Below are 21,548 nucleotides of genomic sequence, written 5' to 3' on the forward strand. Positions count from 1 at the left end.
CCTCCGGGTCAGCGGGCCGCGGACGACAGAACGACTTCGCGCTTCGGGTCGGCGCCCTCCGGCACCGCCCGGTCGGCGGGCACCTCGCGCGGGGCGTTCCGGAGTCCGTTGTTGTCCCCGTCGGGCTGGGTGTCGGTCGCCGGGCGCTTGCGGCCGCAGAGCATGTCGGGGACGGCGTACGTCTGGGCGACGAACGTGCTGCTGTTGACCATGGAGGGGCTGTCGACACGGATGCCGATGATCTTCTGCCCGTTGTCCGCGACCAGGTCCCCGACCACCCGCCGCATGGCGGCGCTCGCCCCGAAGACCAGCATGTCGTAGGGCTTGACGGTGGTCTTGTACGTGGTGGTCTCGGTGTTGTCGATCGTCCAGGACTTGGAGTACGTGGCCTTGAACGCGGCCTCGAAGGCGAGCTTGGCGCTCAGCGAGCCGGCCACCTTGCCGCCGGCGGCGACGCTGGTCTTGGTGCCGTTCGTCGAGGTGGGTCCGTCCTTGAGGTTGGGCGTCTTGTTCTCGCTGGTGATGTCGTTGACGAGGTTCGTGGTGACCTCGCCGGAGGCGCTGACGGAGCCCTCGGCGGCGATCTTTCCGGAGATCTCGCCGCCGATGTTGTCGGTGCTGCTGGTGCGCAGCGTGACGGTCCGGTCGACGCTCATGTCGCTCGCGGTGCAGTTGACGACCGCGTTCCCCAGGGACTTGACGGCGGTGGCGTACTCGCGGTCCTGCCTGGGGTCGATCGCGAAGGTGCAGGCCGTGCGCCTGGTCCCGCAGTGTTCGAGGACGTCGGCGATCTTCGCGGGGCGGCCGTCGGCGGTGACGGCGCGGGGCGCGGGGGTCTCGCCCGGCCCCTCCTCGGCGGTCGCGGCGGGCGGGGCGAGCAGGGCGAGCGGCGCGGTGAGGCCGAGGACGAGCACGGGCAGGACGGCGCGGGGACGGCGCGGAGGCATGACGGAGGAACCCTTCGGGACGGGGACGGGGGGACGGGCGGGGGTCAGGAGCCGAGCAGGGAGCAGAGCTGCGAGGCCGGGAAGGGGGACGTTCCCGGGTCGTTGGACCCCTGCGGCAGGGAGCCGGGGAAGCCGGCGCAGGTGGAGGTCACGGCGGACTGGGCGTTGTCGGCGGGCTCCGGCCGGTACGTGGAGATGGTCTCGGTCATGTCCTCGACCCCCTTCTCCTCCGCGGCGCCCTTGCCCGACGTGAGCCTGCCCATGCAGGAGTCGGAGCTGGGCGGGCATTCTTCGAGCTTCTTGCCGACGTCCTTGATGTCCTTGTCGGCCTGGCCCGCCGCCTCCTCGGTCTTCTTCTGCTTCTCCTCGATCTCCTTGGCCTCCTTGGCGTTGGCCTCCTTGTCCAGGCAGGCCTGGTCGTCGGGCTTGCACTCCTCGGCGTACGCGGTGGGGGCCAGGGGCAGGCCGAGAGCGGCGGCGAGGACGGCGGCGGCCAGCGCGCGGCGCGCCGAGACCTTCAGTGAGGACACGGGAACTCCCTTGGGACAGGGGTGAGTTGGGCAGCTCGGAAGGGGACGCCAGGGGCGGACAGGGGACTGCCCTCAAGATCACCGAGCGTGCTTCGACGCTAGCCGCCGGGGCCCCTGCGCCCCGCCGCGACACACGGCGCGGCGCGTGCCGACAGCCCGCTCACCGCTTCGGCGGAGCGCACTCGGGGCCGCCGCGAGGGGCCGGGCCGGGTGCGTCCGCGCGCGGCTCCCCGGAGCTTCCGGTCCACCCGTTCGTAGGGAATCGGGGGCGGGCGCGAGAGCTCGGGCGACCGTGCGCGGCGGGGCCGCTCACTCCCCCGGGCGCCGCCGTTCGGCCGCCCGCCGGACCGGGCCGCGGGGACCCGCTCCGGGTCCGCCCGTCAGCCGAACGCGCCCCCGCGGCCACGCCGCCGAACGGGCGCCCGGCAGAAGGGTGTTTCGGCGGTTCCGGCTCGCCCCGGTGATCGTTTTCGGTCAGTCTGCTCTTGTGCCCGACGGCCCGTCCCGGCCGTCGCACCCGGCCATGGGCGCCCCGTGCCCAGAGGCCCGGCACGGCCTGTCCGCATGACCCGCGCCCGGCCCGCGCACGCCCCCGCCCTCCCCGGCGGGGCCCGCGGCCGACCGGGCGCAGCGCTCCCGTATGTCCCCATCGAAGGAGAGCAGAGCCATGTCCCGTACACGCCGCAGTCCCCTGCGTACCCCCATCCGAGGCCTGGCAGTCCTCACGGCCGCGGCCCTCGCCGCCGTACCGACCGCCCTCGCGAGCGCCAACGAGGGCAATCCGACGGTGCTGAGCTGGGGCGCGGGCCGCACCGGCCAGCTCGGCAACGGCACCCTCGCCGACAGCCTCAGCCCGACCTCCGTCACCAGCCTGTTCCGCGGCGACGTCGACCAGGTCTCGGCCGGCGGCACGTCCTCGGCCGACTCGTTCGTCCTCGCCCGGACCGACAAGACGGTGAAGTCCTGGGGCCACAACTCGTCCGGCCAGCTCGGCAACGGCGGCAACACCAACCAGACCGTGCCCACCACCGTCCCGCGCCTGACCAACATCAAGGACGTCGCGGCCGGCGGGAAGCACGCCCTCGCCCTCGACACCAGCGGCCAGGTCTACTCCTGGGGCGACAACGCCTACGGGCAGCTCGGCAACAACCGCACCGGCGACAGCCGTACGGTCCCGGACCGCGTGCAGGGCATGCCCAAGGTGAAGCAGATCTCGGCGGGCTGCGACTTCAGCCTGGCCCTCCTGGAGAACGGCAAGGTGTACGCGTGGGGCCGCGGCATCCACGGCCAGCTCGGCAACGGCAGCCGCGCCACCAGCTCCGTGCCCCGGCAGGTGCAGGGCCTGGAGAACGTCGTGGAGGTCGACGCGGGCTGCCACCACGCCCTCGCGCTGACCTCCGACGACACGGTGAAGTCCTGGGGCTACAACCTCTACGGCCAGCTCGGCAACTCCTCCACCAAGTCCGCCGTGCTGCCCGTCGACGTCGACTGGCTGGAGGGCGTCTCCGACATCGAGGCGGGCGCCTTCCACAACTACGCCAAGACGAGCGACAGCCACGTCTGGGGCTGGGGCAACAACCAGTACGGCCAGCTCCTGGAGGGCGACGAGGCCTTCGGCGACAACATCTCGCGCACCAACCGCACCGCCCCCGTCGAGATCCCGCGACTGGAGGGGGTCCAGCACCTCGCGGCGGGCGCCCGGCACGGCGTGGCGGTCACGGCGGACGACGTCTTCGCCTGGGGCCACAACGGCGAGGGCCAGCTCGGCAACGGCACGACGGTCTCCCGCTTCGAGTCGGTGAAGATCCTGAACGAGGGCTCGGCGATCAAGGACGTGGCCGTCTCCCTGGGCGGCAACACGACGTACGCGTACTGAGGCCGGTGACCGGCATGACGTACCGCTCGTACGTGCGGGCCACGGCCGCCGCGGCCCTCACCGTGGCCGTCCTGGCCGCACCCGCGCACGCCGAACCCCGCGATCCCTGGGTACGGGCCTGGGGCCTGAACATCGGCGGCCAGCTCGGCAACGGCACCACGCTCGACCAAACCACGCCAGGCTCCGTCGCGGGAGTGGCCCGCGCCGACGTCCGCGAACTGTCCGCCGGAGGCTTCAACAGCAACCTCTCGTTCGCCCTCGCGCTGCTCGACGACGGCACGGTCCTGTCCTGGGGCGGCAACACCTCCGGCCAGCTCGGCAACGGGACGACCACACAGCAGGGCTTCCCCGCCGCGGTCGCCGGACTCTCCGGAGTGTCAGCTGTGTCCGCGGCGGGCGGCCCGTTCGCCCTCGCGGTGCGCGGCGGGCGCGTCCTGGCCTGGGGCACCAACGACTACGGCCAGCTCGGCAACGGACGCACCACCCCGGACAGCGCCGGACCCGCGACGCGGCCCGTGGCCGTCCAGAGCCTGAACAGGGTCACGGACGTCTCGGGCGGCTGCGGGCACTCCGTCGCCCTGCGGGAGGACGGCACCGTCTGGGCCTGGGGCAGGAACGACTTCGGGCAGCTCGGCGACGGCGGCAGCACCGCCCGGAACACACCCGGGAAGGTGCCCGGCCTCGACGGCGTCGTGGCCGTCGCCGCGGGCTGCCTCCACACCCTCGCCCTCACCTCCCAGGGCACGGTCATGGCCTGGGGCCACAACACCAACGGCCAGCTCGGCGACGACAGCACGACGCACAGCGACGTCCCTGTCGCCGTGCGCCATCTGGACAGCGCCGGGAAGGTCTTCGCGGGCGCCTACCAGAGCTACGCGGTCCTCGACGACGGCACGGTGCGCGCCTGGGGCTGGAACGGGAACGGGCAGCTCGGCGACGGCACCACCGTCAGCCGGACGACGCCCGTCCCCGTCCCCGGCCTCAGCGGCGTCCAGGACCTGGCCGGCGCCTGGACGCACACCCTCGCCGTCCTCGACGACCAGTCCGTCCTCGCCTGGGGCAACAACAGCAACGGGCAGCTCGGGAACGGCACCACGGACTCGTCCTCCACCCCGGTCACGGCTCTCCCTGCCGGGAGCGGCGTCACCCACGTCGCCGCCTCGGTCGCGAACAAATCCAGCTACGCCTACTGAACCCCGAAAGGTTCCGCAGATGACCCCGCCCCTGCGTCTCACCCTCCTCGCCGCGCTGTCCCTCGCGGCCCTCACCGCCTCCGCCCTCCCCGCCCACGCCGGCACCGACCCCTGGGTCCGGGCCTGGGGCGAGAACGCCCAGGGGCAGCTCGGGAACGGCAGCGTCCTCGCCCAGCAGACCCCCGCCGCCGTCAGCGGCCTCACCCGGGACGACGTCCGTGAGCTCTCCGGCGGCGGAGGCGGCGCGGCCGCGGCCGCCAACCAGTTCGCCGTCGCCCTGCTCAAGGACGGCACCGTGAAGAGCTGGGGCAACAACGCCACCGGCCAGCTCGGCAACGGCACCCTCACCGCCCAGTCCTTCCCCGCGACCGTCTCCGGCCTCTCCGGCGTGAGCGAGGTCTCCGCGGGTCTCAACCACGCCCTCGCCGTCAGGGCCGGCCGGGTCCTCGCCTGGGGCAGCAACGCCTCCAAGCAGCTCGGCACCGGCCAGGACACCACCAACCCGTACAAGAACCCGGTCCCGGTGCAGAGCCTGGACAAGGTCAAGGACGTCGCCGCGGGCTGCGACTTCAGCGTGGCGCTGCGGCAGGACGGCACGGTCTGGACCTGGGGCAAGGGCGACAACGGACGTCTGGGCACCGGCAACAACACCACCCGCGAGACCCCGCAGAAGGTCCCGGACCTGGTCGACGTCGAATCGATCGCCGTGGGCTGCGACCACGTCCTCGCGCTCACCGCCGACGGCATCGTCAAGGCCTGGGGCAAGGGCGCCGAGGGCCAGCTCGGCAACGACTCCGTGACGGACAGCAACAAGCCGGTCGACGTCGCCTACCTCGACGCCGTGGCCAGGATCTTCGCCACCTCCGCGTCCGGCTTCGCCGTCCTCGACGACGGCAGCCTCGCGGGCTGGGGCAAGAACACCGACCGGCAGCTGGGCGACGGCACGAACGCCAACCGCACCACCCCGGTCGTCCTGGACTCCCTCAGGGGCGTGCAGAGCATCGCGGGCGGGGCGGACTTCACGGTGGCCGCGCTCGACGACGGCTCGGTGATCGGCTGGGGCGCGAACGCGGCGGCCCAGCTCGGCGACGGCACCACGACGACGCCCACGGGGACCACCGTCGCGCTGCCGCCGGGCAGCGGGATCACCCAGGTCGCCTCGACCATGACGGGGAAGTCCGCGTTCGCGTACTGACGCGGCGCCCCCTCACGGGTACGGGGGCCTCGCGGGCCTCCGTACCCGGCCGAGCCTGGCCAGGGGCGGCGGTGAGCTGGCAGGATCGGGCGCATGTTCGCCTCGCTCTCCCGTGCCGCCCGCCGCCGTGTCCTGGCGGTCTCGGCCGCGCTGCTCGCGCTGTGCGGGGTGCTGGCCTGGTGGCTGGTTCCTTTCGGCTCCCCCGCCCCGAGCGGTTCGGTCACGTTCAGTACGGGGGTCCCCACCGGCGTCTACCAGAAGTACGGCGAGCTCCTGAAGACCGCGCTGGCGCAGGACCTGCCCGAGGTGTCGATAACCCTCAAGGACAGCGAGGGCTCGCAGCAGAACCTGGCCCGGGTCGCGACGGGCAAGGCCGACTTCACCGTCGCCACGGCCGACGCGGTGGCCCAGTACCAGCGCGAGCGCCGGCCCGGTTTCGAACGGCTGCGCGGCTGCGCGCGGCTCTACGACGACTACGTCCAGCTCGTCGTGCCCAAGGGCTCCACGGTGCAGGAGGTCCAGGACCTGCGCGGCCTGCGGGTCGGCGTCGGCCAGGACGGTTCCGGCGTCCGGCTGATCGCCGACCGGGTCCTCGCGGCGGCCGGTCTGACCCCGGACCGGGACGTCGTGCCGGTCCCGGCCGGCATCAACACGATGCCGGGGCTCCTGAAGGCCGGAAGGCTCGACGCTTTCTTCTGGTCGGGCGGACTGCCCACCGAGGCCGTGCAGACGCTGTCCCGGGACCTCCCGGTCCGGCTGATCCCCCTGGACGCGCCCCTCGTCGACCGGCTGCACGACGTCGGCGAGTCCACCCGGCACTACCGGTCGGCGGTGATCCCGGCGGACGCGTACGCGCAGGCGCAGGACGGCCGGCCGATCGCGACCCTGGCGGTGGCGAACCTGCTGGTCACCACGGTGGACGCCGACGAGGACCTGGTGGAGGGCTTCACCCGTACGGTGATCAGGAGCCGGGACGGCATCGGCCGCCAGGTCCACCCGGCCCAGCTGGTGGACCTGCGCACCGCCGTCTACACCGAGCCCCTGCCCCTCCACGACGGCGCCCGCCGCTACTACCGCTCGGTGAAGCCCTGACGGGTGCCGCCCGCCATCAGGGGCCCGGGTCCCGATCCCGTCAGCGGCCCGGGTCCCGCTCCCGTCAGCGGCCCGGGTCCCGCTCCCCCGGCGCGTGGCGCGGGACCGTGACCGTCACCCGGAGGCCGTGCGGCTCGTTCGGGGCGAAGTCCACGCCTCCGCCGCCCGCCGTGAGCAGCACGCGCGCGATGGAGAGGCCGAGCCCCGAGCCCTTGACGTTCTGGTGACGGCCCGAGCGCCAGAAGCGGTCGCCGACCCGGCCGAGCTCCTCCTCCGTGAGGCCCGGCCCGTGGTCGGCGACGACGACGGCGACGGTCGACCGGTCGGGGACGACCGTGACCGTGACCTCCTCACCGGCGGGGGTGAACTTGAGCGCGTTGTCGATCACCGCGTCGAGGGCGCTGGAGAGGGCCACCGGGTCCGCCCACCCCGTGACCGCCCCGCACTCCCCCGTCAGCAGGACGCCCTTGTCCTCGGCGACCGGGCGCCAGGACGCGACCCGCTCGTCGGTGAGCGCGCCGACGTCGGTGAGCCGCAGCTCGGCCGCCGCGTGCTCCGCGAGCGCCAGGTCGAGGAGGTCGTCGAGGACCTGGGCGAGGCGCTTGCCCTCGGTCCGTACGGAGGCGATCTCCTCATTGCCCTCGGGGAGCTCCAGGGCGAGGAGCTCGATCCGCAGGAGCAGTGCGGCCAGCGGGTTGCGCAGCTGGTGGGAGGCGTCGGCGACGAAGGCCCGCTGCTGTTCGAGCGCGTCCTCGACGTTGTCGGCCATCTCGTTGAACGAACTGGCGAGGCGTCGCAGTTCGGGCGGTCCGCCGGTGGCGGCGACGCGGGAGTTCATCCGCCCGGTGGCGATGTCGTGGGTGACGGCGTCGAGGACGCGGACCGGGCGCAGCACCCAGCCGGTGAGCCGGAAGGCCGCGCCGACGGCGAGCAGCATCGCGGCCGCCTCTCCGGCGAAGATCAGCAGCCAGCCGCGGAGGATGCGGGAGCGGAGCTGCCCGGTGGGCGAGTCGGTGACGACGACCGCGACGACGTCACCGTCGCGGACGACCGGGGAGGCGATGGTGAGCCGTGCGTCGGGCTGCCAGGGCCACACCTGGGGCGGGTCGTGGCTGCGGCGGCCGAGCAGTGCCTCGTTGAAGGCGCGCCGGCCCTCGCCGTCGTACGGGACGACCCAGTCCTCGGGGGCGGCGGCCATGGCACGGTTGTCGCGTTTGAAGATCCCGGCGCGGATGCCGTACACGTCGTGGTAGCTGGCGAGTTCGCCGCTGAGGGTGGCCTGCCGCTCGTCGTTGCCCGGGTTGCTCTCGCTGACGAACTGGGCGAGGGCGGCGAAGCGGGCGGCGTCGTCGAGCCGGTCGACGACGACCCGCTGCTGCTCCGACGCGGCGAGGCTGGCGGCGAGCGGGAAGCCGAGGGCGAGCAGCACACCGGCCATCAGCACGATGAGCAGCGGGAGCAGTCGGGTGCGCACGTCAGGAGCCGTCCGGGGTTACGCGACGGGGGCGACCAGGCGGTAGCCGACGCCCCGTACGGTCTCGATCAGGGCGGGCATGCGCAGCTTGGAGCGCAGGGAGGCGACGTGCACCTCCAGGGTGCGGCCGGTCCCCTCCCAACTGGTGTGCCAGACCTCGCTGATGATCTGCTCACGGCGGAAGACGACGCCGGGCCGCTGGGCGAGGAGGGCGAGGAGGTCGAACTCCTTGCGGGTGAGCGGGACGCTGTCGCCGTCGACGCTGACCCGGCGGGTGGGGAGCTCGATGGTGACGGCGCCGAGCCGCAGCAGGGTGCCGTCGACGGCGCCGGCGCTCCCTGGGGTCTCCTCGGAGCCGGCGCGGCGCCGGCTGACGGCGTGGATGCGGGCGAGGAGCTCACCGGGGTCGTAGGGCTTGACGACGTAGTCGTCGGCGCCCAGGTTGAGGCCGTGGATCCGGGAGCGGACGTCACCGCGCGCGGTCACCATGATCACCGGGGTGGTGGTGAGCTTCCGGATGCGCCCGCAGACCTGGTAGCCGTCCTGGTCGGGCAGGCCGAGGTCGAGCAGGATCACGCCGTACGAGGGCCGCTCGCCCTGGGCGGTGGGCAGGACGGCCTGGAGGGCCTCCTCGCCGTTGCGGGCGTGCGTGACCGTGAAGCCGTGCTTCGCGAGGATCGCGGAGAGGGCGGCGGCGACGTGGTCGTCGTCCTCGACGAGCAGCAGTCGCATGCGTACCTCCTCCGTGATGATCGTCCGCCGACGGCGGCTGACAGCGGCTCTCTGTGTACCAGGTGCTACCAGGGCATGAACACCGAACATGGGTGTCACAGTCAAGTGTCCCCCTGGGACACGGCCGCTTCCGTTATGGACCCGGTACGGCAGGGGGCGCCGACTTCACCCGCCGTGTCCGGTCGCGGCCGTATCGTTATCCTCAAGTTCCGCTCAGATGTGATGACGCTCATCACATCCGGTCTCTAGTCTCCTCCCCAACCGAGGAGGACGGAGCAAGAGGCCGATGAGCGGAGAGTCAGTGTCCAAGTCCGTGCCCAGGGGGCCCGAGGACACCCCGCGTGCCGCGGACGACCTGGTCGTACTGTCCGGCGTGAACAAGCACTTCGGCGCACTGCATGTCCTCCAGGACATCGAGCTGACGATCACCCGCGGCGAGGTCGTGGTCGTCATCGGACCCTCCGGGTCCGGCAAGTCGACGCTGTGCCGCACGATCAACCGGCTGGAGAGCGTCGACTCCGGCACCATCACCATCGACGGCAAGCCGCTGCCGGAGGAGGGCAAGGAGCTCGCCAGGCTGCGTTCCGACGTCGGCATGGTCTTCCAGTCCTTCAACCTCTTCGCGCACAAGACGGTGCTCGAGAACGTGATGCTGGGCCAGATCAAGGTCCGCAAGACGGAGAAGAAGGCCGCCGAGACCAAGGCCCGGGCGCTGCTCGACCGGGTCGGGGTCGGCACCCAGGCGGACAAGTACCCCGCTCAGCTCTCCGGCGGCCAGCAGCAGCGCGTGGCGATCGCCCGCGCGCTCGCGATGGACCCGAAGGTCATGCTCTTCGACGAGCCGACCTCGGCCCTGGACCCGGAGATGATCAACGAGGTCCTGGAGGTCATGCAGCAACTGGCCCGGGACGGCATGACGATGGTGGTCGTCACCCACGAGATGGGTTTCGCCCGCTCCGCCGCCAACCGCGTCGTCTTCATGGCCGACGGAAAGATCGTCGAGCAGGCGACCCCCGAGGAGTTCTTCAGCAACCCGCGCAGCGACCGGGCCAAGGACTTCCTCTCCAAAATCCTTCACCACTGAGCGAGTTGACGACCTAGTCTTCCCAACTCACGCCTACTCAAGGGACTTTCCTCCATGAAGCTTCGCAACGTCTCCGCCGCCGCGGCGGCCGCCGTCGTCCTCGCCCTGACCGCCACCGCCTGTGGCAGCGGCTCCGACTCGGGCAGCAACGGCGACAAGATCAACATCGGCATCAAGTTCGACCAGCCGGGCCTCGGCCTGAAGACCCCGGACGGTACGTACGCCGGCTTCGATGTCGACGTCGCCACGTACGTTGCCAAGGAGCTCGGTTACTCCGAGGACAAGATCAACTTCAAGCAGGCGCCGAGTGCCGAGCGCGAGAACCTGATCAAGAACGGTGACGTGAAGTTCGTCGTCGCCAGCTACTCGATCAACGACAAGCGCAAGAAGGAGGTCGACTTCGCGGGTCCGTACTTCCTGACCCACCAGGACCTCCTCGTCCGCGCCGACGACAGCTCGATCACCAAGGTCGAGGACCTCAACTCCAAGAAGCTCTGCTCGGTCACCGGCTCGACCTCCGCGCAGAACGTCAAGGAGAAGCTGGCCCCGAAGGCCGACCTCCAGCAGCTGGGCGGCTACTCCGAGTGCCTCACCGGCCTGGAGAACAAGGCCGTCGACGCCCTGACCACGGACGCGTCGATCCTCGCGGGCTACGCCTCGCAGAAGGAGCTCCAGGGCAAGTTCAAGCTCGTCGGCCTGAAGATGAGCGACGAGAACTACGGCATCGGCCTCAAGAAGGGCGACGACGAGCTGCGCGGCAAGATCAACAAGGCGCTGGAGAAGATGGTCTCCGACGGCACCTGGGAGAAGCTCGTCAAGAAGAACTTCGGTCCCTCGGGCTACAAGTACGAGCCCGCGCCGAAGGTCGCGAACTGACCCACCCCGCCAGACGCCGTGACGGCCGCCGCGCACACGGGCGGCCGTCGCACCGGCACCGGCCGCCGCCCCCGCGGCGGCCTCCACACCGACCGACCACCAGGGGAGAGCGCGGGGCATCGTGTTCGACTTTCTTGATTCCGGGCAGTACGACCTGCTCGGCGCCTTCTGGGTGACGGCTCAGCTCGCCCTCTACTCGGCGATCGGCTCGCTGATCTGGGGCACGGCCCTGGTCGCGATGCGGGTCAGCCCGGTCCCGCTGATGCGGGGCTTCGCCACCGCGTACGTGAACGTCGTCCGCAACACTCCGCTGACGGTCGTGCTCGTCGCCTGCCTGCTGGGTCTCAACCAGACCCTCCGCATCTCGCTCGGCGCGGACCGCTCCGAGGACATCGGCTTCCGGCTCGCCGTCCTCGGCCTCGTCGCCTACACCGGCACCTTCGTCTGCGAGGCGCTGCGCTCGGGCATCAACACCGTTCCGCCGGGCCAGGCCGAGGCCGCCCGCGCGCTGGGCCTGAGCTTCACCCAGGTGCTCCGCCTCGTGGTCTTCCCCCAGGCGTTCCGCGCCGCGGTGACCCCGCTCGCCAACGTCCTGATCGCGCTCACCAAGAACACCACCGTCGCGGCCGCGATCGGCGCCGCCGACGCGTCGCTCCTGATGAAGACGATGATGGAGAACGAGGCCGACGCGCTGTTCACCGTCTTCGCGATCTTCGCCTTCGGCTTCATCGTCCTCACCCTCCCCACCGGCCTGATCCTCGGCTGGGCGGCCAAGCGACTGGCGGTGAAGCGATGAGCTCCGTCCTGTACGACACTCCCGGCCCGCGCGCGAAGCGGCGCAACGTCGTCTACACGATCGTCTTCCTCGCCGTCCTCGCCCTGGTGGCCTGGTGGGTGCTGGGAGCCCTGGACGACAAGCACCAGCTGGACGCGGACAAGTGGAGCCCGTTCGTCACCGACTCCCGGGTCTGGACCACGTACCTGCTGCCCGGCCTCACCGAGACCCTCAAGGCCGCCGCGCTCTCCATCCTGATCGCGCTGCCCCTCGGCGCCCTGCTGGGCATCGGCCGGCTCTCCGACCACCGCTGGGTGCGCGTGCCGGTCGGCGCGGTCGTGGAGTTCTTCCGCGCCATCCCGGTCCTGCTCCTGATGGTGTTCGCGGCCTCCCTGTACCGCGAGTTCACGACGGTCAGCTCCGACTTCCGCCCGCTGTACGCGGTCGTCACCGGCCTGGTGCTCTACAACGCCTCGGTGATCGCCGAGGTCGTCCGGGCCGGCGTGCTCTCGCTGCCCCGGGGGCAGGGCGACGCCGCCGTCGCGCTCGGCATGCGCAAGGGCCAGACCATGCTGTACGTGCTGCTGCCGCAGGCCGTGACCGTCATGCTGCCCGCCCTCGTCGGCCAGCTCGTCGTCATCGTCAAGGACACCGCCCTCGGCGGCGCCCTGCTCGGCTTCGCCGAGCTGCTCAGCCAGAACCGGCAGATCACGGCCAACTACGGCGCCAACACGATCGCCACCCTCGTGGTCATCGCGCTGATCTACATCGTCATCAACTTCGCCCTCACCACCTTCGCGAGCCGCCTGGAGAAGCGCCTGCGGCAGGGCAGGAAGACCCCCTCGGTGACCCTCCCGGCCCAGGCCGGAGCCACCGACGCGAAGTCGGAGGCCGTCAGCGGCGCCTGACGCGGCGGGGGTCCGTGGGACCACAGGGGTGGGCCGGAGCGGCACCGACTTCAGGTCGGCCGCACCGCGCCCACCCCGTCGCTTGACGCAAGCACCCTCAGTGGGTTGCATACGGTCTGTGATCAACCACCGGGCTCGTGCCACACTCAGCTGTGCTGCCCTCATGACCGTCCGGCCTTCAGGAGCCGCGCCGTGGACCCGGTGATCATCGTGGGCGCGGGGCCGGTCGGCCTCGCGCTCTCCCTCGCGCTCGCCGCGCAGGGCGTGCCCAGCGTCGTCCTCGACGAGGGCGCCGGCAAGGAGGAGTCCCGCCCGGCGCGCAGCGTCGTCCTGCGCGCCGACATGGCCGCCATGGTCGAACGCCTCGGCTGCACGACCCTCCGTGACGAGGGCGTCCGCTGGATCGGCTGGCGCGGGATGCGCCGCCGCCAGGAGGTGCGCCGGCTCACCCTCGACCTGGGGCTCGGCGGCACCGAGGAGTGGTCCGAGGACCCCGACGCGCCCGCCTCCCCGGCGGCCCCCCTGCACATCCCCCAGCACGCCCTGGCCCGCGGACTGCGCGACGCCATCACGCGGCAGAAGCTGATCCGGCTCGTCACCGAGTCCCGGCTCGACACCATCGAACAGGACCGGGACGGCGTCGTCGCCCACACCCGCGGCCCGGCGGGCACCTGGTGGCGCGGCAGCCACCTCGTCGGCTGCGACGGGGCCCGCTCGACCGTACGCAAGCTGCTCGGGATCCGCTTCCCCGGCCGCACGGCCGTGGAACGCCACGCGGTCGCGGCGCTGCGCACCGAACTCCCCTGGCCCGGCGAGGCCCTGTTGCACCGTCAGCCGCCGTGGCGGGGCGCGGCCGAGGAGATCACCGCGCGCCCGCTGCCCGACGGGGTGTGGCGGATCGACTGGCTCCTGCCGCCGCGCGGCGACCTGGTCACCCCGGACGCCCTGGTCGCCCGGATCCGCGAGACCCTGGCCGGCTGGTGCGACGGCGTGACACCTCCGTACGAACTCATCGACACCGGCGTCCACACCCTGCACCACCGGCTCGCCCGCCGCTGGCGGGTCGACCGGGTCCTGCTCGCCGGGGACGCGGCGCACCTGCTCGGCGCGGTCGGCACCCAGGGCCTCGACGAGGGCCTGCGGGACGTGGACAACCTCGCCTGGAAGCTCGCCCACGCCTGGCACCACGGCGGCAGCACCTCGGAGCGGCTGCTCGACAGCTACCAGAGCGAGCGGCGGACGGCGGTCGCGACCCGGCTGCGCGCGGCGGACCAGTCGCTGCCGGTGCTGCGCGGCGGCGGGGGCCTGCGGACGTACCTCCCGGGGGCCGCACGCGGCCACGACGCCCTGCTGACCGACGGCCACGTGGGGCGCGGCCCGCTCGGCGCGCCCCCGGCGTACCCCCACTCCCCCCTCGCGCCTCCGCACACCGAGGGCCAGACGCCCGTGGGCACCCCGGCGGGCGCCCCGGTCGAGGACGTCCGGGTGACCGCGCCGGACGGCACGACCGTTCGGCTCCGGGACCGGCTCGGCCTGGGCCGCCTCCTGGTCCTCCTCGTCGCCCCCGGCACCGGCGTGTGGGACCGGCGCCACTGGCGGACCGCCGGGGTGATGCCCAAGCTCGAAGAGGCCGTCGACGCTCTCCCGGTGAAGGCCGAGGTCCTGGTGACGGAGGCCTACCCGGGGGCTCCGGCCCACGCCGTCCTGCTCGTACGGCCCGACGGGCACCTCGTCGCCGCCTTCTCCGGGGTCCGCCCGGAGGAGCTGTACGCGGCGGCGGACGCGACCCGCGGCGGCTCGGACACCGAGGGGGACGGTGCGGAGGAGGACCCGGAGGAGGGTTCCGAGGTGTCCGTGGGGAGCGACCGCACGGCGGACATGCATTGATTCCCGCAGGCGCGCATGGTGTACTCCGGAGCGTGACCGACACCGATGTGCGCCTGTGGCGGAGGGTCCATATGGACCTCCTCCGCTATGCGGGCTGCGTGTGTCGCCCGTCCTGCTGATCTCGCCCCTTCCCCGCGCGCGCCCCGCCACTGACGCACGTCCGTGTGCCGTGTGCCGTCGCGCGCGCTTCCGCGAACCTCAGGACGGTCACCCGTGCCCCAGCACGTCTCCCCCCTTCCCCCTGCCCTTCCGCCCTCCCCTGCCTCCGCCTCACCGGCCTCGGCCCCTGGCGCGGCCCCGACCCCGGCCCCGACCTCGGCCCCGGCCCCGACCTCGGCGGAACTCCTCGACTTCGTCCGGCGCACGGCCGCCGACCGGACACTGGTCGACTCCCTGCCCCTCGACCCCGAGGGCCGCACCTGGGTACGGCTCGACGGCCCCGGCGGCAGCGAGGCCTGGCTCATCGGCTGGCCGCCGGGCACCGGCACCGGCTGGCACGACCATGCCGAGTCGCTCGGCGCCTTCGCGACCGCCCGCGGCACCTTGACCGAGAACGCGCTCGCGGTCCGGCTGCCGGCGAGCGGCTGGAAGACCCTGGAACTGACCGAGGGGCTCGACCGCTCCCGACGCCTCTCGGAGGGCGCCGGCCGCGCCTTCGGACGCCACCACGTGCACGAGGTGCTCAACGAGTCCACGGACACCCACGCGGTGTCGGTGCACGCCTACTATCCGCCGCTCCCGCTGATCCGGCGGTTCAGCCGGGCCGGCGCGGTGCTGCGCCTGGAGCAGGTCGAGCGTCCGGAGGACTGGCAGTGAGCGCGGAGCGGGTGGGCATCGACGAGCTCCTGGAGCGGGTCAGGTCGGGCCTCGACCGGATCGAGCCCCGGGCCGCCTACGAGGCGTACGAGGCGGGTGACGCGCTCCTGGTGGACACGCGCTACGCGGCCCTGCGGGAGCGGGACGGCCTGATCCCGGGCGCGCTGATCGTGGAGCGCAACGAGCTGGAGTGGCGGCTCGACCCGCTGGGGAGCCACCGCGCGGCGGAGGCGGACAGCCACGACCTGCGGGTGGTGGTCCTCTGCAACGAGGGCTACGCCTCCTCCCTCGCGGCCGAGTCGCTGCGCCGCCTGGGCCTGCACCGGGCGACGGACCTCATCGGGGGCTTCCAGGCCTGGAAGGCCGCCGGCCTCCCCGTCCTCCTCCCGGCGACCCCCGCCTGACGGGACCCTCCGGAGGAACCGCCGGAGAAACCCTCCGGAGACCGTCGGGAGAAACCGCCGGGAGAAGCCGCCGGGAGGAACAGCCGGGCGGAACCGGCAGAGGAACCGACAGAGCAAACGTCGTACCGGCGCGGGCCGGGTCTCGGAGATCGGCTTCGAGACCCGGCCCGCGGCATGTCGACACCAGACCGTGCGTCAGACCACGGCGAGCCGGTCCACCAGCAGCTCCACCCTCCGCTCGGCGTCCTCCGGCAGCAGCCGCCGCGCCCGCGTCAGGGTGGCGATGCCGTGCAGGGACGCCCAGAACACCTCGGTGAACAGCCCCGGGTGGACGCCGTCCCCGGCCACCTCGCCCAGGCTCTCCATCAGCGCGGCAAAGGCGTCCTTCAGCGGCTCCGGCGTGTCCTCCTGCGCGTACGGCAGCCCGCCGTCGAGGTGGAACAGGGCGTCGTAGACCGCCGGATTGCGCTCGGCGAAGTCGAGGTAGGCGCGGGCGAGCGCGGCGGCCCGACCGCGCGGGCCGTCCGCGGCGGCGGCCGCGGCCCGCACCACCGCGGCCATCTCGGCGGCGCCCTCCAGGGCGACGGCGCCGATGATCTCGCGCTTGCCGCGGAAGTGGCTGTAGAGGACGGGCTGGCTGTACTCGATGCGCTCGGCGAGCCGGCGGGTGGTGACCGCGTCCCAGCCCTGCTGCTCGGCGAGTTCACGGGCGGTCGCCACGATGAGGCGCTCGCGCTCCGCCCGTTCGCGCTGCTTGCGTTCCTGTACCGACATGATTCGAATCCTAGCACCGCTAGACAATCAAGCGGCAGCAGCACTAGCGTTGTCCACATCGGCTAGCAGCGCTAGATCCCGGGAGGGACCCCATGCTCAGCACACTCGAAGTCATCACCACCGTGGCCGTCGGTCTGATGGTGGGGGTGGAGTTCTCCGTCGCCTTTGTCATGAACCCGATCTTCAACGCCCTCCCGGACGACAGCAATCAGCAGGCCCACTCCCACGGGGGCCGGATGCTCGGCGCCGTGATGCCGTTCTGGTACATCGGTTCGCTCGTCCTCGTCGCGGTCTGGGCCGTCGCCGGATGGCGCCACGACGGCGCCGGACTCGTGGTGACCGCCGGCGCGCTGCTCATCGTCAGCGTGGTCATGTCGATCCTGCTGCTCGTCCCGATCAACAACCGGGGCAAGACGTGGACGCCGGAGACCCGGCCCGCCGACTGGAAGGAGCAGATGAACCGCTGGGAGCGCTACCACTACGTCCGCGTCGCCGTCATCATCGCCGCCTTCGCCCTGCTGGTCACCGCCCTCGTCTGACGCCGAAGCCGCCCCTGCGCACCCACCGGACCCGCTCCGGCGTGCCCACCGAACCCGCAAGGACAAGAACCGTGTCACTGAAGAAGATCAACACCGTCCTGGCCGCCGCCTTCGTGCTCTTCATCCTCTGGTTCGGGACGGAGTTCATCCTGACCCCGGAGACGACGGCGCCGGGCTTCGGCCTGCCGACATGGCCGTCCGGCGACGGCGGCGGCTTCCTGATAGTCAAGGGGATCCGTGACGTCGTCATGGCCCTGGTCCTGGGCGTCCTGCTGGTGACGGGCCACCGCAGGGCGCTCGGCTGGGCGCTGCTGGTGGAGGCCCTCGCCGCGTACGGCGACATGACCACCGTGCTCGCCCACCACGGCTCCGTGGCCATCGCGCTCGGCGTCCACGCCCTGACCGCGACCCTGATGGTGGTCAACGGCCTGCTGATCCTGCGCGAGACCCGCGGCACCCCCGGGACCCGCGACACCGGCGAGACCCGCGGGGTCGCGCCCGCTCCGGAGACCCCCGCCCCGCAGCCCGCCTGACCCCCTCCGCACCGCCGCCCGCGCTCCACCGGCCGCCGCCCACTCTCGACCGGCCCCCACCCACGCTCCACCGGCCGCCCTCGCTCCCCGCCCCGGCCTCCGGCCCGACGGCCCCCCGGCTCGACGGCCCCCGCTTCGAAGCTTCGACGCCTCAAGGTCTCGACGGCGCCTGGAGCGTGCCCGCGCCGCCCCGGAAGTCGCCCCCCCGTCCGGCACCCGTTCTCGGACCGGCCCGCCGGGCGCCCGCCCCGGACACGGATCCGCACCGGATCAGGCCGCCGCCGCCGGGCAGCCGGGCAGCCGGGCAGCCGGGCAGCCGGGCAGCCGGGCAGCCAGAGGGAGTACATCCCCCGCCGGTTCGGACGAGTCCTTCTGTACCCCCGTATCAGAAGGACTCGTCCAGCCCGTCCGTGTCCTCGCCCTCGGCCTCCAGCGCCTGGCGGACGACACGGAGGGCCATGCCCTCGGGGTACCCCTTGCGGGCCAGCATCCCCGCGAGCCGTCTCAGGCGCCGGTCGCGGTCGAGGCCGCGGGTGGCGCGCAGCTTGCGGTCCACGAGCTCGCGCGCGGTGGCCTCCTCACGCTCGGAGTCCAGCTGCTCCACGGCCTCCTGGATGAGGGTCGGCTCGACCCCCTTGGTGCGCAGCTCCCGGGCGAGTGCACGGCGGGCGAGGCCCCGGCCGTGGTGGCGGGACTCGACCCAGGCCCCCGCGAAGGCGGCGTCGTCGATGAGACCGACGTCCTCGAAGCGGGAGAGGACCTCCTCCGCCACCTCGTCGGGGATCTCCCGCTTGCGCAGCGCGTCGGCGAGCTGCTTGCGCGTGCGGGGGCTCCCGGTGAGCAGGCGCAGGCAGATCGCACGCGCCCGCTCGGCCGGGTCCTGGGGTGACAGCTCCTTCTCGGCCCTCGACGAGTCGGAGCTGTCACCCGGCCATTCGGTGCGCCCGGTCACCGGTTCAGCTCTTGACCGCGGTGGCCTTGGTCGCCTTCGCGGTCTTGCTCGCCGGAGCCGGGACGCTCTTGCCGGCGTCGTCCGCACCGGCCGCGTCGACGGTGCCCGCCGCGTCCGCACCCGGCTCGGCCGACGGAGCCTCGGGCCGGACGCCGACGCCCAGCTTCTCCTTGATCTTCTTCTCGATCTCGTCGGCGAGGTCGGGGTTGTCCTTCAGGAAGTTGCGGGCGTTCTCCTTGCCCTGGCCGAGCTGGTCGCCCTCGTACGTGTACCAGGCGCCGGCCTTGCGCACGAAGCCGTGCTCGACGCCCATGTCGATCAGGCCGCCCTCGCGGCTGATGCCCTGGCCGTAGAGGATGTCGAACTCGGCCTGCTTGAACGGGGGCGCGACCTTGTTCTTGACGACCTTGACGCGGGTCCGGTTGCCGACCGCCTCGGTGCCGTCCTTGAGGGTCTCGATGCGGCGGATGTCGAGGCGCACCGAGGCGTAGAACTTCAGGGCGCGGCCACCGGTCGTGGTCTCCGGCGAGCCGAACATCACGCCGATCTTCTCGCGGAGCTGGTTGATGAAGATCGCGGTGGTCTTGGACTGGTTGAGCGCGCTGGTGATCTTCCGGAGGGCCTGGCTCATCAGACGGGCCTGGAGGCCGACGTGCGAGTCGCCCATCTCGCCCTCGATCTCCGCACGCGGGACGAGCGCGGCGACGGAGTCGATGACGATCAGGTCGAGGGCGCCGGAGCGGACCAGCATGTCGACGATCTCGAGGGCCTGCTCACCGTTGTCCGGCTGGGACAGGATGAGGTTGTCGATGTCGACGCCGAGCTTCTTGGCGTACTCGGGGTCGAGGGCGTGCTCGGCGTCCACGAAGGCGACCTGGCCGCCGGCCTTCTGGGCGTTGGCCACGGCGTGCAGGGTCAGGGTCGTCTTACCGGAGGACTCCGGTCCGTAGATCTCCACGACACGGCCGCGGGGCAGGCCGCCGACGCCGAGGGCGACGTCGAGGGCGGTCGAACCGGTGGAGATCACCTCGATCGGCTCCTGGGTGCGGTCGCCCATGCGCATCACGGCGCCCTTGCCGAATTGGCGTTCAATCTGTGCGAGCGCGGCGTCGAGCGCCTTCTCGCGGTCGGTTCCTGCCATGGGTTCCACCCGGTTTGCTTGAGTCGATCGCTTCATGTGAAAGACGCTAACCCCTGCCACTGACAATGGGCCCCGACGTCCCCTCCGACCTGTGGACAACTCGGCGACAAGCCCGTGATTCCAAGGGTCGGGCTTCCATGAGAATGGATGTTCGATTTTAGTGTCAAGCGTGCCGCGCGCTCTCCGGAGACCGCGCGGACCCGGTGCGCGCGGCCACCGGACGCTCCCCCGGACCTGCTCCTAGGATCGCTCGCATGACGCTGCGACCGGTCAAGGTGACCATCGATGCCCTCGACGACTCGGCGGTCGGACGCTTCTGGGCGGAGGCGCTCGGCCGACGGGACCCGGCCGGCTTCGGCGTCGGCGTCGTCGCCGTGCGCGAGCCCGGGCCCCGGCCCGCGGTGAAGAACCGGGTGCACCTCGATCTCGCGACCGCCTCCACCGCCCATCAGGCGGAGCTGGTCGCGCGCCTCCGGTCCCTGGGCGCGACACCCGTCGACATCGGCCAGGGCGACGTGCCGTGGACCGTCCTCGCCGATCCGGAGGGCAACGAGTTCTGCGTTCTGGAGCCCCGGGAGGTCTACCGGGACACGGGCCCGATCGCCGCGGTGGTCGTCGACTGCGCGGATCCGCGCGCCATGGCCCGGTTCTGGGACGAGGCGCTGGACTGGACCCTGCACGAGGTGGCCGACGACCGCGCGGTGCTGCGTTCCGCCGAGGGGGCCGGCCCGTATCTCGAGTTCCTCCTCGGCCCCGATGCGAAGACCGTGCCGGACCGCGTCCGCGTCGACCTGCTGTGCCAACCCGGCGACGATCGCGAGGCGGAGGCGACCCGGCTGCGGGCGCTGGGCGCCACCGACCTCGACGGGGGCCGGCGCGACGTCCCGTGGACGTGCATGTCCGACCCGGAGGGCCACGACTTCCGCATCCTCGCCCCCCGGGCCTGACGCGGAGCCCGTGCGGGCCCCCGCCGTCACGCGGAGCGGTCCGCGAGCCACTCCAGGGCCGCGGCGCCGCCGCCGAGGACGGAGATGTGCCCGTCGGCCGGGGTGAGCCGCAGCTCCGCGCCGGTACAGCGGCCGGCCAGCCACCGGCCGTGCGCGCTGGGCACGACGCGGTCCTCGCCGCCGTGCAGCAGCAGGACCGGCGCGACGGCCCGGGCGGGGTCGCAGGCCCACGGGGCGACGTAGGCGAGGTCGTCGTCGATCAGCCCGCCCGGCCCGCCCTCCACGGCGGGGCCGACGACGTCGCCGAACCAGGACCAGTCCCCGGCGAGCGCGGCGTGGTCGGCGGGCGTGAACATCTCCGGGTCGTACCCGGCGTCCGCCTCGTACGCCTCCTTCGCCGCACGCCCTTCGGCGGCGGCGCGCAGGCCCGCCGTGCCGGCCGCCGTCATGCCGGCGAACCAGTCGAGCCCTTCGGCCCCGAAGGGAGCCAGGGACGCCACGGCGACCACGGCCCGCACGCGCTCCGGCAGGAGGGCGCCGCACGCCAGGGCGTGCGGGCCGCCGCCGGAATGGCCCATGACGGCGAACCGGCCGATTCCCAGGGCGTCGGCGACGGCCCGTACGTCGTCGGCCGCCGAGGCGACGTTCCGGCCGGGACGGGGAGTGGATCCGCCGTACCCGGGACGGTCGTACGACACCCAGCGGATCCCGAGCCGGGCGGAGTCCGGGAGGAGCGGCCCCGGGGGCGCGCCGATGTTCGGCGTGCCGTGCTGCCAGAAGACGGTCGGCCCGTCCCCGCCGGCCCCGGTGTCGTACACGTGCAGCACGCGCCCGTCGTCCAGTTCCAGATCGGTCTCGATCACGACCGTTCCC

At 72.7% G+C, this 21,548-nt stretch carries 23 protein-coding genes; 15 read left to right on the forward strand and 8 right to left on the reverse strand.

The annotated features are described in order from the left end of the window. Positions 1-8: 8 nt before the first annotated feature. Together ACFV2S_RS24535 and ACFV2S_RS24540 are read right to left on the reverse strand one after the other, a co-directional pair. Positions 9-947: a hypothetical protein gene (locus tag ACFV2S_RS24535; protein WP_383786117.1), complete on the reverse strand. Its 939-nt coding sequence runs from the start codon at positions 945-947 to the stop codon at positions 9-11. 44 nt (positions 948-991) lie between these two features. After that, positions 992-1,477: a hypothetical protein gene (locus ACFV2S_RS24540; RefSeq protein ID WP_385562916.1), complete on the reverse strand. Its 486-nt coding sequence runs from the start codon at positions 1,475-1,477 to the stop codon at positions 992-994. A gap of 667 nt (positions 1,478-2,144) precedes the next feature. Here ACFV2S_RS24540 and ACFV2S_RS24545 point away from each other — a divergent pair. The 4 genes from ACFV2S_RS24545 to ACFV2S_RS24560 all read left to right on the forward strand — a co-directional run bounded on the left by ACFV2S_RS24545 (position 2,145) and on the right by ACFV2S_RS24560 (position 6,833). Next, positions 2,145-3,353, forward strand: a complete 1,209-nt coding sequence (locus tag ACFV2S_RS24545) for an RCC1-like domain-containing protein (protein WP_385562919.1) — start codon at positions 2,145-2,147, stop codon at positions 3,351-3,353. Positions 3,354-3,367: 14 nt separating this feature from the next. Further along, complete coding sequence (locus tag ACFV2S_RS24550; protein ID WP_385563027.1) at positions 3,368-4,546, forward strand: RCC1 domain-containing protein; 1,179 nt, start codon at positions 3,368-3,370, stop codon at positions 4,544-4,546. Positions 4,547-4,565: 19 nt separating this feature from the next. Continuing rightward, positions 4,566-5,741 carry an RCC1 domain-containing protein gene (locus ACFV2S_RS24555; protein ID WP_385562922.1) on the forward strand — a complete coding sequence of 392 codons (1,176 nt, stop codon included), beginning with the start codon at positions 4,566-4,568 and terminating at the stop codon, positions 5,739-5,741. A gap of 93 nt (positions 5,742-5,834) precedes the next feature. Continuing rightward, entirely contained in the window at positions 5,835-6,833 is a 999-nt protein-coding gene (locus ACFV2S_RS24560; RefSeq protein ID WP_385562924.1) for a TAXI family TRAP transporter solute-binding subunit, read from the forward strand. Positions 6,834-6,897: 64 nt separating this feature from the next. Here the strand turns inward: ACFV2S_RS24560 and ACFV2S_RS24565 are convergent, their stop codons facing one another. Both ACFV2S_RS24565 and ACFV2S_RS24570 read right to left on the reverse strand, forming a co-directional pair. Then, positions 6,898-8,307 (reverse strand): ATP-binding protein, encoded by a 1,410-nt coding sequence (locus ACFV2S_RS24565; protein ID WP_385562927.1) that lies wholly within the window; start codon positions 8,305-8,307, stop codon positions 6,898-6,900. 18 nt (positions 8,308-8,325) lie between these two features. Further along, positions 8,326-9,039, reverse strand: coding sequence for a response regulator transcription factor (locus tag ACFV2S_RS24570; RefSeq protein WP_385562929.1), 714 nt, complete (start codon positions 9,037-9,039; stop codon positions 8,326-8,328). 286 nt (positions 9,040-9,325) lie between these two features. Here ACFV2S_RS24570 and ACFV2S_RS24575 point away from each other — a divergent pair, with 286 nt between their 5' ends. The 8 genes from ACFV2S_RS24575 (at position 9,326) to ACFV2S_RS24610 (ending at position 15,789) form a co-directional block, all read left to right on the forward strand. Continuing rightward, positions 9,326-10,123 (forward strand): amino acid ABC transporter ATP-binding protein, encoded by a 798-nt coding sequence (locus ACFV2S_RS24575; protein WP_383786096.1) that lies wholly within the window; start codon positions 9,326-9,328, stop codon positions 10,121-10,123. 54 nt (positions 10,124-10,177) lie between these two features. After that, positions 10,178-10,999 carry a glutamate ABC transporter substrate-binding protein gene (locus tag ACFV2S_RS24580; protein WP_385562934.1) on the forward strand — a complete coding sequence of 274 codons (822 nt, stop codon included), beginning with the start codon at positions 10,178-10,180 and terminating at the stop codon, positions 10,997-10,999. Positions 11,000-11,120: 121 nt separating this feature from the next. Continuing rightward, positions 11,121-11,795, forward strand: coding sequence for an amino acid ABC transporter permease (locus tag ACFV2S_RS24585; RefSeq protein WP_385562937.1), 675 nt, complete (start codon positions 11,121-11,123; stop codon positions 11,793-11,795). After that, positions 11,792-12,682, forward strand: a complete 891-nt coding sequence (locus tag ACFV2S_RS24590; protein ID WP_385562940.1) for an amino acid ABC transporter permease — start codon at positions 11,792-11,794, stop codon at positions 12,680-12,682. Before ACFV2S_RS24585 ends, ACFV2S_RS24590 begins: the two co-directional genes overlap by 4 nt. Before the next feature lie 192 nt (positions 12,683-12,874). Next, positions 12,875-14,569 (forward strand): FAD-dependent monooxygenase, encoded by a 1,695-nt coding sequence (locus ACFV2S_RS24595; protein WP_385562943.1) that lies wholly within the window; start codon positions 12,875-12,877, stop codon positions 14,567-14,569. Positions 14,570-14,616: 47 nt separating this feature from the next. Continuing rightward, a complete protein-coding gene (locus tag ACFV2S_RS24600; RefSeq protein WP_310851512.1) occupies positions 14,617-14,688 on the forward strand; it encodes a putative leader peptide in 72 nt (23 codons plus the stop codon). Between the two features lie 94 nt (positions 14,689-14,782). Continuing rightward, complete coding sequence (locus tag ACFV2S_RS24605) at positions 14,783-15,385, forward strand: cysteine dioxygenase (RefSeq protein ID WP_385562946.1); 603 nt, start codon at positions 14,783-14,785, stop codon at positions 15,383-15,385. Then, positions 15,382-15,789 carry a rhodanese-like domain-containing protein gene (locus ACFV2S_RS24610; RefSeq protein WP_385562949.1) on the forward strand — a complete coding sequence of 136 codons (408 nt, stop codon included), beginning with the start codon at positions 15,382-15,384 and terminating at the stop codon, positions 15,787-15,789. The genes ACFV2S_RS24605 and ACFV2S_RS24610 overlap by 4 nt, the downstream gene beginning before the upstream one ends. 195 nt (positions 15,790-15,984) lie before the next feature. On the opposite strand, the gene ACFV2S_RS24615 is transcribed toward ACFV2S_RS24610, so the two are convergent. Continuing rightward, a complete protein-coding gene (locus ACFV2S_RS24615; RefSeq protein ID WP_385562952.1) occupies positions 15,985-16,563 on the reverse strand; it encodes a TetR/AcrR family transcriptional regulator in 579 nt (192 codons plus the stop codon). 92 nt (positions 16,564-16,655) lie between these two features. Between ACFV2S_RS24615 and ACFV2S_RS24620 the strand changes: the two genes are divergently transcribed. After that, entirely contained in the window at positions 16,656-17,102 is a 447-nt protein-coding gene (locus tag ACFV2S_RS24620) for a DUF1772 domain-containing protein (RefSeq protein WP_385562955.1), read from the forward strand. 71 nt (positions 17,103-17,173) lie between these two features. Further along, the gene (locus ACFV2S_RS24625) at positions 17,174-17,635 is read left to right on the forward strand and encodes a DUF4267 domain-containing protein (protein ID WP_385562957.1); all 462 of its coding nucleotides are present in this window, start codon (positions 17,174-17,176) and stop codon (positions 17,633-17,635) included. Positions 17,636-18,020: 385 nt separating this feature from the next. On the opposite strand, the gene recX is transcribed toward ACFV2S_RS24625, so the two are convergent. After that, entirely contained in the window at positions 18,021-18,707 is a 687-nt protein-coding gene (recX, locus tag ACFV2S_RS24630; RefSeq protein ID WP_385562960.1) for a recombination regulator RecX, read from the reverse strand. Continuing rightward, positions 18,592-19,728 (reverse strand): recombinase RecA, encoded by a 1,137-nt coding sequence (gene recA, locus ACFV2S_RS24635; protein WP_385562963.1) that lies wholly within the window; start codon positions 19,726-19,728, stop codon positions 18,592-18,594. The genes recX and recA overlap by 116 nt, the downstream gene beginning before the upstream one ends. 254 nt (positions 19,729-19,982) lie before the next feature. Here recA and ACFV2S_RS24640 point away from each other — a divergent pair, with 254 nt between their 5' ends. Continuing rightward, positions 19,983-20,675, forward strand: coding sequence for a VOC family protein (locus tag ACFV2S_RS24640; RefSeq protein ID WP_385562966.1), 693 nt, complete (start codon positions 19,983-19,985; stop codon positions 20,673-20,675). 26 nt (positions 20,676-20,701) lie between these two features. On the opposite strand, the gene ACFV2S_RS24645 is transcribed toward ACFV2S_RS24640, so the two are convergent. After that, the gene (locus tag ACFV2S_RS24645) at positions 20,702-21,538 is read right to left on the reverse strand and encodes an alpha/beta fold hydrolase (protein ID WP_385562969.1); all 837 of its coding nucleotides are present in this window, start codon (positions 21,536-21,538) and stop codon (positions 20,702-20,704) included. Between the last annotated feature and the right edge of the window lie 10 nt (positions 21,539-21,548).

The organism is Streptomyces sp. NPDC059695, from assembly GCF_042733785.1.
Lineage (GTDB): Bacteria > Actinomycetota > Actinomycetes > Streptomycetales > Streptomycetaceae > Streptomyces.

What these genes read in the sequence shown, in the direction of transcription:
- recA (WP_385562963.1), bottom strand. Translation starts at nt 19,728, where the DNA reads ATGGCAGGAACCGACCGCGAGAAGGCGCTCGACGCCGCGCTCGCACAG.
- ACFV2S_RS24640 (WP_385562966.1), top strand. Translation starts at nt 19,983, where the DNA reads ATGACGCTGCGACCGGTCAAGGTGACCATCGATGCCCTCGACGACTCG.
- ACFV2S_RS24550 (WP_385563027.1), top strand. Translation starts at nt 3,368, where the DNA reads ATGACGTACCGCTCGTACGTGCGGGCCACGGCCGCCGCGGCCCTCACC.
- ACFV2S_RS24590 (WP_385562940.1), top strand. Translation starts at nt 11,792, where the DNA reads ATGAGCTCCGTCCTGTACGACACTCCCGGCCCGCGCGCGAAGCGGCGC.
- ACFV2S_RS24580 (WP_385562934.1), top strand. Translation starts at nt 10,178, where the DNA reads ATGAAGCTTCGCAACGTCTCCGCCGCCGCGGCGGCCGCCGTCGTCCTC.
- ACFV2S_RS24570 (WP_385562929.1), bottom strand. Translation starts at nt 9,039, where the DNA reads ATGCGACTGCTGCTCGTCGAGGACGACGACCACGTCGCCGCCGCCCTC.
- ACFV2S_RS24560 (WP_385562924.1), top strand. Translation starts at nt 5,835, where the DNA reads ATGTTCGCCTCGCTCTCCCGTGCCGCCCGCCGCCGTGTCCTGGCGGTC.
- ACFV2S_RS24555 (WP_385562922.1), top strand. Translation starts at nt 4,566, where the DNA reads ATGACCCCGCCCCTGCGTCTCACCCTCCTCGCCGCGCTGTCCCTCGCG.
- ACFV2S_RS24545 (WP_385562919.1), top strand. Translation starts at nt 2,145, where the DNA reads ATGTCCCGTACACGCCGCAGTCCCCTGCGTACCCCCATCCGAGGCCTG.
- ACFV2S_RS24535 (WP_383786117.1), bottom strand. Translation starts at nt 947, where the DNA reads ATGCCTCCGCGCCGTCCCCGCGCCGTCCTGCCCGTGCTCGTCCTCGGC.
- ACFV2S_RS24575 (WP_383786096.1), top strand. Translation starts at nt 9,326, where the DNA reads ATGAGCGGAGAGTCAGTGTCCAAGTCCGTGCCCAGGGGGCCCGAGGAC.
- ACFV2S_RS24615 (WP_385562952.1), bottom strand. Translation starts at nt 16,563, where the DNA reads ATGTCGGTACAGGAACGCAAGCAGCGCGAACGGGCGGAGCGCGAGCGC.
- ACFV2S_RS24620 (WP_385562955.1), top strand. Translation starts at nt 16,656, where the DNA reads ATGCTCAGCACACTCGAAGTCATCACCACCGTGGCCGTCGGTCTGATG.